Source organism: Pseudomonas sp. NPDC088885 (genome assembly GCF_044750025.1).
In the GTDB taxonomy this organism is placed as follows: Bacteria; Pseudomonadota; Gammaproteobacteria; order Pseudomonadales; family Pseudomonadaceae; genus Aquipseudomonas; species Aquipseudomonas rustica.
This window is the reverse complement of record NZ_JBIVJB010000254.1, coordinates 1-1,245: the sequence shown is the minus strand read 5'-3', so window position 1 is coordinate 1,245 and position 1,245 is coordinate 1. Positions and strand designations below refer to the sequence as shown.

The 1,245-nt window shown below is 60.2% G+C and carries 2 protein-coding genes; both read left to right on the top strand.

Annotated elements, in window-relative coordinates:
• Window positions 1-693 (top strand): NADH-ubiquinone oxidoreductase-F iron-sulfur binding region domain-containing protein (locus tag ACIP1X_RS29040; RefSeq protein WP_400755996.1); only part of this gene is annotated, 693 nt, incomplete at its 5' end.
• 134 nt (window positions 694-827) lie between these two features.
• Window positions 828-1,245, top strand: a 418-nt coding sequence (locus ACIP1X_RS29035; protein ID WP_400755995.1) for a 2Fe-2S iron-sulfur cluster-binding protein, incomplete at its 3' end; no start/stop codon positions are given.

The window sequence follows — 1,245 nt, the reverse complement described above, 5'->3', positions numbered from 1 at the left end:
ACTTGCGTGAACAACGTCGAAACCCTGTGCAACGTGCCGGCGATCATTGCCGACGGCGTTGACTGGTACAAATCGTTGGCCCGCGAAGGCAGCGAAGACATGGGCACCAAGCTCATGGGCTTCTCCGGCAAAGTCAAAAACCCGGGCCTGTGGGAACTGCCATTCGGCGTCACCGGTCGCGAGTTGTTCGAAGACTACGCCGGCGGCATGCGCGACGGTTTCAAACTCAAGGCCTGGCAGCCAGGCGGCGCCGGTACCGGTTTCCTTCTGCCTGAGCACCTCGACGCACAAATGTACGCCGGCGGCATCGCCAAAGTGGGTACCCGTATGGGTACCGGCCTGGCCATGGCGGTGGATGACAGCGTCAACATGGTCTCCTTGCTGCGCAACATGGAGCAGTTCTTCGCTCGCGAGTCGTGCGGTTTCTGCACCCCGTGCCGTGATGGTTTGCCATGGAGCGTCAAGCTCTTGATGGCCATCGAAGAAGGCCGCGGTCAGCCAGGCGACATCGAGACCCTGCTGGGTCTGGTCAACTTCCTCGGCCCGGGCAAGACCTTCTGTGCTCACGCACCGGGTGCCGTGGAACCGTTGGGCAGTGCGATCAAATACTTCCGTCCAGAGTTCGAAGCCGGTATCGCGCCAGTCAGCGCCGCCGTCCCGCCTCTGGCAAGGCCGATCGTAATCGGCGCGTAAACGCTTAATAAGGTGAAGGGCCTGGGCCCTTCGCCTCCTGCGATGACGCCTTTCGAGGCTGGTTTGATTCGCACGGATAACAAGATTCCATTAGCCACGCCCGCTGACACCGGGCCAACGAAGACCTTTGAACCATGGCCACTATCCACGTAGACGGCAAAGCGCTCGAAGTCGACGGGGCAGACTTCCTGTTACATGAATGTCTGTCTCTGGGCCTCGACATTCCATATTTCTGCTGGCACCCCGCGCTTGGTAGCGTCGGGGCTTGCCGCCAGTGCGCGGTCAAGCAGTACACCGACGAGAACGACACCCGTGGTCGCATCGTCATGTCCTGCATGACCCCGGCCACCGACAACACCTGGATCTCCATCGAAGATGAAGAATCCAAGGCGTTCCGCGCCAGTGTTGTTGAATGGCTGATGACGAACCACCCGCACGACTGCCCTGTGTGCGAAGAAGGCGGTCATTGCCACCTGCAAGACATGACAGTGATGACCGGCCACAACGAGCGCCGTTATCGCTTCTACAAACGCACCCACCAGATCCATCAAC